8 protein-coding genes and 1 pseudogene are annotated in these 7,950 nt (G+C 68.7%); 1 reads left to right on the top strand and 8 read right to left on the bottom strand.

All coding sequences use genetic code 11. The annotated features are described in order from the left end of the window. The 3 genes from ACFXN1_RS46945 to ACFXN1_RS46935 all read right to left on the bottom strand — a co-directional run. Window positions 1–960: class I adenylate-forming enzyme family protein (locus ACFXN1_RS46945; RefSeq protein WP_379463995.1), on the bottom strand; the 960-nt coding region annotated here is incomplete at its 3' end. A 58-nt stretch (window positions 961–1,018) separates the two neighbouring features. Next, complete coding sequence (locus ACFXN1_RS46940; protein WP_379394327.1) at window positions 1,019–2,167, bottom strand: serine hydrolase domain-containing protein; 1,149 nt, start codon at window positions 2,165–2,167, stop codon at window positions 1,019–1,021. A gap of 15 nt (window positions 2,168–2,182) precedes the next feature. After that, the gene (locus ACFXN1_RS46935; protein WP_379446610.1) at window positions 2,183–3,535 is read right to left on the bottom strand and encodes a flavin-containing monooxygenase; all 1,353 of its coding nucleotides are present in this window, start codon (window positions 3,533–3,535) and stop codon (window positions 2,183–2,185) included. Between the two features lie 146 nt (window positions 3,536–3,681). On the opposite strand from ACFXN1_RS46935, the gene ACFXN1_RS46930 reads away from it, so the two are divergent. Further along, complete coding sequence (locus ACFXN1_RS46930) at window positions 3,682–4,338, top strand: TetR/AcrR family transcriptional regulator (protein ID WP_379379487.1); 657 nt, start codon at window positions 3,682–3,684, stop codon at window positions 4,336–4,338. Window positions 4,339–4,351: 13 nt separating this feature from the next. On the opposite strand, the gene ACFXN1_RS46925 is transcribed toward ACFXN1_RS46930, so the two are convergent. The 5 genes and pseudogenes from ACFXN1_RS46925 to nirD form a co-directional block, all read right to left on the bottom strand. Next, complete coding sequence (locus ACFXN1_RS46925; protein ID WP_379446609.1) at window positions 4,352–4,759, bottom strand: nuclear transport factor 2 family protein; 408 nt, start codon at window positions 4,757–4,759, stop codon at window positions 4,352–4,354. Window positions 4,760–4,960: 201 nt separating this feature from the next. Next, window positions 4,961–5,173 (bottom strand): hypothetical protein, encoded by a 213-nt coding sequence (locus tag ACFXN1_RS46920; protein ID WP_379379491.1) that lies wholly within the window; start codon window positions 5,171–5,173, stop codon window positions 4,961–4,963. Window positions 5,174–5,328: 155 nt separating this feature from the next. Then, window positions 5,329–6,141, bottom strand: a complete 813-nt coding sequence (locus tag ACFXN1_RS46915) for a CbiX/SirB N-terminal domain-containing protein (protein WP_354834034.1) — start codon at window positions 6,139–6,141, stop codon at window positions 5,329–5,331. Window positions 6,142–6,404: 263 nt separating this feature from the next. After that, a pseudogene (locus ACFXN1_RS46910) lies at window positions 6,405–7,550 on the bottom strand (uroporphyrinogen-III synthase); the annotation flags it as partial. Next, the gene (gene nirD / locus ACFXN1_RS46905; protein WP_379394321.1) at window positions 7,547–7,942 is read right to left on the bottom strand and encodes a nitrite reductase small subunit NirD; all 396 of its coding nucleotides are present in this window, start codon (window positions 7,940–7,942) and stop codon (window positions 7,547–7,549) included. The pseudogene ACFXN1_RS46910 and the gene nirD, both read right to left, overlap by 4 nt. Between the last annotated feature and the right edge of the window lie 8 nt (window positions 7,943–7,950).

Here is a 7,950-nt window from a genome sequence, read left to right as displayed (position 1 = left end):
CGACGACAGATCGAACTGCGAGATATCCACGCCCAGAATACGACTGGCCAACGTCGGCACCGCCGCCCAGTTGGTGACCTTCTCGGACTCGACCAGCTTCAACAGCGACTCGGCATCGAACTCACCCGAGGTCGGGAACACCACCGCATCACCGGTCGCCAGCCGCGGGACCGACAGATTGTGCAGGCTCGCGATGTGGAACAACGGCATCGTCGCAAGATAACGGCGACCCGCCGGGGAACCATCCCACACCTGCCCGCGGAAACCGGCCGCGAGGGCGTCCATGAACCGGTGATAGTCCGCGACCGCGACCATGTTCTGCTGGGTGTGCACCACACCCTTCGGCCGGCCCGTCGTCCCGGAGGTGTAAAGGATGATCGCCGGATCATCCTCGCCCACCGCCACACTCGGATTGCCGCCGGCGAACTCCGCTATCAGCGCGGGCAGATCGGACTCCATGGACAGCACCGGAACATCGGTGCCGGTCTCGGTGGCCAGCGCGGCCCGTTTGGCGTCGGCGATCACCACCTTCGGGGCGGAGTGCTCGAGACCGTAGGCGATCTCACGCGGCACCCACCACGCGTTGTAACCGACCGGGACCGCACCCAACCTTTGCGCGGCCCAGAACGCCAGCACCCACTCGGGGGCATTGGCGGCCAGGATGCCGACACGATCGCCCTTGCCGACCCCGTAACGCTCGGCCAGCGCGGCGGCCAGCGCACCCGCGGCCGCGTAATGCTCGGCGAAGGTGTAGCGGGTCCGCGCCGACACCAGATACTCGCGATCACCCAGCTCCCTGGAGGCTTCCAGCAGCTCGAGCAGCGATCGGTGCCGGTTCCTGAACACCGGCAGCGCCACACCCAGCACCGGCTCGACCGTCATCTCGAACGGCCCACCCGGCCCGGTCAGCTTCCCGGCCACCTGCGCGGCCAGAGCCTGCAGATCAACAGCGTTGGTCATGAATCAAGTCCTCGAATCCGATTGCGCGAACCTTCGCAGCTTGCCCGAGTGAGGCCCGTCACGCACGTCCCCTCACTGTGTCGAAGGTCGCCTTCATATAGGCGTCGGCCCGCTCGGAGCCGATCAGGCCGGGGGCCATGCGGTTCATGGCGTAGGCGAATGTGACGCGGTGGTCCAGGTCGTTGACGACGTGCGCGCCACCCAGTCCGTTCCACCAGCAGACGCGGCCGTCCGGCACCTGCGGGGCGGTCTGCGCGTGCGGCAGGCCGTAGCCGATGCCGAAGCGCAGCGGCAGCAGGATGGCCAGGTCCACCCCATCGGACTGCTGCTCGAAGATCAGGTCGATGGTCTTGTCCGACAGGAACTTCCGGCCGGCCAGCTCGCCGCCATTGCTGATCACCGATTGCAGCCGGGCGATGGAGCGGGCATTGCCGTGGCCGCCCATGCCGCCCAGCTCCGCCTGCCGCCAGCCCGGGGTCGCGCACTCGGCGAAGTCGAGCAGGGGCTGGAACAGCGTCTTGAACATAACGCTGTCCTGCGGCAGCAGCGACTGATCGAACTCGGGGAGATCCGGCGGCACCAGGGTGGCGATGCGGTCGAAATCGGCTGCGGGCGTGCCGATGTGGAAGTCCGCGCCCAGCGGCCGCGCCAGCTCCTCCGCGAAGAAGCTGCCCAGCGGGCGGCCGGTGACGCGTTTGATCACCGCGCCCAGCAGGTGGCCGTAGTTCATGGCGTGATAGCCCGAGACAGTGCCCGGCTCCCACCAGGGTGCCTGCGCCGCAAGCCGATCCGAGGCCGCGTCGATGTCGTAGATGTCCGACAATACGATCGGGGCCTCCCAGCCGGAGACGCCCGAGGTGTGCGAAAGCAGGTGCCGCACTTCGATATCGGCCTTGCCGTTCGCCGCAAACTCCGGCCAGTAGTGGGCCACCTTCTGGTGCACGTCCAGCTCACCGCGGTCGACCAGCAGCAGCACGCTCAGCGCGACCATGGTCTTGGTGATGGAGAAGGTGTTCACCAGGGTGTCCGCGGTCCACGGCCTGGTCTGCTCCGGATCGGCCCAGCCGCCCCAGAGATCCACCACCGTTTCGCCGTCCACGGTCACGCACACCGAGGCGCCCAACTCCGCGCCCGACTCCACCTGCTCGGTGAAAGCCGCACGAACAGCCTCGAATTCGTCGGCACAGAATCCAGCCACATTGCTCATCCTGACCGCTCCCCTCTACGCCCGCACCAGCGCGCGACTGCGCACCGGCAGCGTGTTGCCCGCGGCGGCGGCCCGGCGCGCGCCCTCCACCAGTTCCTTCTTCAGCTCGCGGACATAGACGTCGAAGTCGATCTGAATGGTGTGCCGCGGCGAGTTGTAATACCGCTCGGCGCGTTGGGCCTCCGCCTTCGCCACCGCCGCCGTCATATCCGCCTGCGACGGGAACCGGTAGTTGCCCGACAGGTACGCCGCGACCAGCTTGGACTGCTGCTCGGCGAAGTTCACCAGGGTCGGCATCGGCTGGGCCAGGCCGAGATAGAAGAGATTGTCGATCTCGGGCTTCATCATCTGGCGGTACAGCGGCAGCTTGTTGTTGTCGTCGGGCCGCAGCGCCGGATCAGTGAAGAACGGGAAGCTGATGTGATAGCCGGTGGCGCACACCACCGCATCCACCTCTTCGGACGAGCCGTCCGCGAAATGCACGGTCTTACCGTCCAGCTTGGTGATCGCGGGCTTGAAATCGATATCGCCGCAGCCGACCCGGTGCAGGAACTCCTCGCTCGCCGACGGATGCGCCTCGAACGGCAGGTGATCCGGCTTGGGCAGGCCGTAATCCTCCATGCGGCCGCGGTTCTTGACCACGAAACGCTGCTTGAGCTTGAGCGCCACCTTCGGCGGCATCCACGCCGGCACCACCTGGGTGTCACCGACCTTGCCGTTGACGTACTTGGGCAGCACCCACACGCCGCGGCGGGCCGAGACCCACAGCTTCGAGGCGATGAACTTCTGCGACAGCTCCGAGGCGATGTCCAGGCCCGAATTGCCCATGCCCACCACCACGACGCGCTTGCCGCGCATATCGATCGGGTCGAACGGGTCGTTGTAGGCGTGCGAGTGGATCAGCGTGCCGTCGAATTCACCCGGGTAGTCGGGCGTACGCGGATCCCAGTGGTGGCCATTGGCCACGATCAGCGCGTCGTAGGTCTCGACGCGGCCCTGATCGGTGGTCACCGTCCACAGGCCGTCGCTGCCGCGCTCGGCCGAAATCACCTTGTTGCCGAAGACGATTCGATCGCGGATGTCGAAATGGTCGACGTAATCCTTGAAGTACTGGTGCAACTGGCTGTGGTGCGGGAAGTCCGGCCATTCCTCGGGCGCCGGGAAGTCCTCGAACTGCAGCCGGAACTTCGAGGTGTCGATGTGCAGGCTCTGGTAGCAGGCCGACATGCCGTTCGGGTTCTTGTAGTACCAGTTGCCGCCCACCTCATCGGAGGCTTCGTAGCAGTCGAACGGGATGCCGTACTCGGCGAGCCGCTTCGCGGCGGTGATGCCCGACGGGCCCGCGCCGATGACGCAGACCCTGGGCAATTCACGATTGTGTGCAGATAGCGCAGCCAATTCACTCTCCTGGTTCGGCGACGGGTCACAGAGCCCTGCCGGACGTGATGTGCCACACACGCTAACACTCGCTAGACAGAGTGTCTAGTGAGTGAACTTGCGTCTATCATTCAGTCGTGACCCGATCCGACGTAGACCACCCCGAGACACCTGGCCAGAGCGACACACCCCGGCGCACATCGCTGCGCGACGAACAGAAACGGCTGACCCGCAGCCGGCTCATCGACGCGGCCAAACAGCTGTTCACCACGCAGGGGTACGCGCCGGTCCGCGTCGACGACATCGCCGCCGCCGTCGGCTGCAGCCGCGCCACCTTCTACCTGCACTTCACCGGCAAACCGGATGTGCTGCGCGCGATCGCCGAACAGGGCACGCTGCCCAGCGTCCAGCACTTCTACGAGGACCTCGACCACGTGCTCGACACCGGCTCGCGGGAGGAATTCGCCGCCTGGATGCGGCGCGCCATCGACTGGTTCCAGGAATACAAGGACCTACTGCCCGCCTGGGACGAGGCCACGACGCTGGAACCCGAATTCCGGGAAGTGGCCCGAGAGGGCATCATGGCCCTCCCCAATGTCATGAGCTCCTACCTGTCCCGCTGGCCCGCCGACCGCCAGGACGAAGCCCGCCTGCGCGTGGAACTCCTTGTCGCCCAACTGGAACGTTTCTTCACCCGCTGGGCCATGCAGGGCACCATCGACGTCTCCGCCGAGGAAGCCGCGAGTGTGCTCACCGACATCTGGTTCCCGGCCCTGCAGACCCCGAAGGGCTGATCCCCCCGGAGGGCTACTCCGAAATCGGTGTGACGCGGGCGCGGTCCAGCTCCCAGAACGCGCGCAGCGCAACGATTTTCCCGTCCGCGTCCGCCCGGTAGACGGCGACGAGATCAACCTCGACGACCACCTCGGGGCGTGCGCTGCGAATGGTCCCGGTGAAGGCCGCTTCATCGCCGCACGCGAACGAATCGGCCCACTCGAATTCGATTCGGCTGGGCTCGATCGCTTTGTCCCAGAACGCCGCAATGGCCTCGTGGCCCGCGTGCCCCTCGCCCACCGGGTCATACGGGGAGATGCCGACCGGATCCTCGACACGCGCGTCCGCCGCGAAGAGGGCGAGCCACTCGGCCTTGCGCTTGGCGCGCACCGCCGCCTGCGAGGCGAGTCCGGCGCGGCGGGCGGGATGTTCGGGCGACATCCCGCCATCCTGATCGCCGCCGAACCGAAGGGAACCGGCGAATACCGGTGAGCGAGACAGATCAGGCTGCAAGACGGCACATAAGCGGAGCGCCTTAACCACTGTTGAGGAGTAGCTACTGTGGAGCGGATCACGCGGACACGACTCGGGCCGACGCTATTCGGCGTCGGCCCGGAATCTGAAATTAAATTGTTTTGGAATTCAGTGGCCGGCGGCGGAACCGGTCCAGCCGAAACCCGCGCCCTGATCCGTCGGCTGGGTGTTGTTGACCAGCGCCTGGCACTGGTCGTAGGTCTGGCCCGACTGGATGCACGCCGTCCACGGGTCGTAGATCGTGGGGAAATCGGCGGCGGCGGTGGCGGCCGGGCCGGCGATACCGCCCGCGATCACAGCGGCGACGACAAACTTCTTCACGTGGGGATCCTCCAGGGTCTTTACCGAATTGCGGTAAAGGTTGCCATGCGAATCGAAAATCACCAAGTGATAGGGGAATTGGGCGATTCGGATCGGGCCGGGCCCCTAACGGATCGGGGCGAGCCCCTAATCCGACCGGGCCCGGACCCTGCCGATCAGGCGACCCGGACGGCCGTCAGCGAATCTATTGCCGCGAAGTAGCGATCGGTCAGCAAGCGCACCACGGCCGGGTGCACACCGATCGGCTCGGCGACACCGTCCGCACCCGCCTCGTGCAGGCGCTGGTGGAACAGCCCGTGGGCGAGCAGATAGGAGGCCACGAAGACCCGGCGCGCGCCCGAAGCCCGCACCGCCGCAACCACTTCCGGCACCTTGGGCTCACCGGTCGCGATATAGGCCAGGTGGGCGGTCGTGCCGACACGCTCCGAGAGCAGGCGCGCCGCGCGCTGCACATCCCGGCGCGCCCGCGCGTCCGAGGAACCCGCGGCGGCGAACACCACCGCGTCCCCGGGCCGCCAGCCCGCAGCCCGCAGCCGCAGGTGCATCACCTCGGCCAGCGCCGGATCCGGACCCATCGCCTGGGTGACCGCGACCGCGTCATGAGCACTCGCGGCCACCTCTCGCGGCACGTCCTGATACACGTGGTAGCCCGAGGCCAGGAAGGCCGGAACCACCACGGCGGGAACCGGATCCAGATCCCGCAACACCTCGGCCGGGGAGGGCCCCAGCACATCCACGAACGCGGTGCGCACCCGCGGCGTACCGGCGATCGCGATCTCACGCAACGATGCCGATGCGGCCCCGAAATCGGCACCGGCACCTGTCTCGGCGATCCCGCCGCGGACACCGTGTGCGAGCGCCGACGCACCCAGCTCCCGCGCAACAGCTCCCGCCAGTTCGGCGATCATCTCCACACCCCGGGCGCTCCGGGTGCCGTGCGCGACGAGCACCAGCGCCGGCGCGCTCACCACGCACTCCCGGCCGGACGGCCGGGGCGCGCGGCCACCGCGGGGCGGGCGGCGGAGACGGACTGCGCCGGGAAGCCAACCGGACGGCCCGTCCCGTTCACCGGGGCGATCGGGCGGCGGGCTGCCGCGGCGGGCGGCGGGACCTCCGCGTGCGGCGCACGGGTGCCGGGGATGCGCGGCGGCAGGTCGCGGCGCGCGCCCAGACCCTGGTTGTGCGCCGGAACCGGCTGGCGCGCAGCCTGATTCGGACCCTCCGGGTGCGGATTGTCGGTGCACTCGGCGGGGTCGAGAGCCAGCCGGTAGCCGCGCTTGACGACGGTCTGGATGGCCTTGGGGGTGCCGAGGCCAGCGCGGAGACGGGCGATGGCGGTCTCCACGGCGTGGGTGTCGTCGCCGCCACCCGGCAGGGCGGCGAGCAGGTCCTCACGGGAGACGACCCGGCCCGGCTGGCGGGCCAGGGAACGCATGAGCGCCATGGGCGCGGGGGCCAGCTGGCGCACCTGACCGTCCACGACGACGCAACCGCCGCGGACGCTGAGCAGGTGCCCGGCGGCCTGAATCCGGTTGGCGCGCCGGGGAAGTTCCTCGGCGACGTGGCGGGCCAGCGCGCCCAGACGGGCGCGGCCGGGCATGGACGTCGTGACGCCCAGCTCCTCCAGCGGCGCGGCCGTGATGGGGCCGACGCAGGCCGGCAGCACCCGGGTGCGGAAGGCGTGCAGGACGGCCTCCAGCAGCCCGGTCTCCTTGGCGCGCATGAGAAGTGACGCCACGGCCGGAGCGCTGGTGAAGGTCACGCAATCCAGTCCGGCGGTGACGATGCCCTCGATGAGGCGGTCCATGGGAGTACGGTCCTCCGGCGGAATCCACCGGTAGACCGGGACCGGAACCACATCGGCTCCGGCGCAGCGCAATACCTCGCAGAAGTCCGGCACCGGCTCCCACTCGGTGGTGGCGCCGTGCAGCTGCACCGCGATCCGGACCCCCTCGACCCCCTGGGCCAGCAGGTGATCCAGCACCTCGGCGCTGGACTCCGAAGCGGGAGACCATTCTTCGCGCAGCTCGGCAGCGCGGATGGCGCCCTTGGCCTTGGGGCCGCGGGCCAGCATGCGGGTCGAGCCCAGGGTGGCGCGCAGTTCCTCGGCCAGGCCCCAGCCCTCCGCGGCCTCCATCCAGCCGCGGAAGCCGATGCCGGTGGTGGCCACGGTGATCTGCGGCGGGGCCGCGACCAGCTGCCGCGTCACCCGCTCCAGCTCGGTGTCGTCGGCCAGCGGAATGATCCGGATGGCCGGGGCGGAAACAACATTCGCGCCCCGGCGGGCCAGCAGGGTGCCGAGTTCCTCGGCGCGCCGGGCGGCCGTGATGCCGACCGTGAAGCCGGCCAGCGGGGTACCGCTGTCAACCTCGGTCATGCCGTACCGCCGATGAATTGGACCGGGTCGTTGGACACCGAGACCACACTGTCCGCGACGCGGACCGCGTACACCGGCAGGGAAATCGAGTCGTCGTCCAGGCAGCGCCCGTCGATCAGCGAGAAGGCCTGCTTGAGCAGCGGCGACGCCACCACCGGCACACCGCCGCGGTCGCCCACCAGGCCGCGCGACATGACCGCCGCGCGCCCGAAGGGATCGATATTGCCGACGGCGAACAGCGTCCCGTCGGCGGTGAGGAACAGCGCCGCCTGGCGGCCGCCCTTCAGCAGGACCGCCACGCCGCGGCCGGGAATCAAATAGTCCTGCCGGCAGGCCTGAGTCCAACCGGAAACGGTCGTCACTGCGGTGCCGGGTGTGTCGATCACGGTCATCGGTACTC

Source organism: Nocardia sp. NPDC059154 (genome assembly GCF_042755705.1).
In the GTDB taxonomy this organism is placed as follows: Bacteria; Actinomycetota; Actinomycetes; order Mycobacteriales; family Mycobacteriaceae; genus Nocardia.
This window is presented reverse-complemented; position numbering and strand designations above follow the sequence as displayed.

What these genes read in the sequence shown, in the direction of transcription:
- nirD (WP_379394321.1), bottom strand. Translation starts at nt 7,942, where the DNA reads ATGACCGTGATCGACACACCCGGCACCGCAGTGACGACCGTTTCCGGT.
- ACFXN1_RS46940 (WP_379394327.1), bottom strand. Translation starts at nt 2,167, where the DNA reads ATGAGCAATGTGGCTGGATTCTGTGCCGACGAATTCGAGGCTGTTCGT.
- ACFXN1_RS46925 (WP_379446609.1), bottom strand. Translation starts at nt 4,759, where the DNA reads ATGTCGCCCGAACATCCCGCCCGCCGCGCCGGACTCGCCTCGCAGGCG.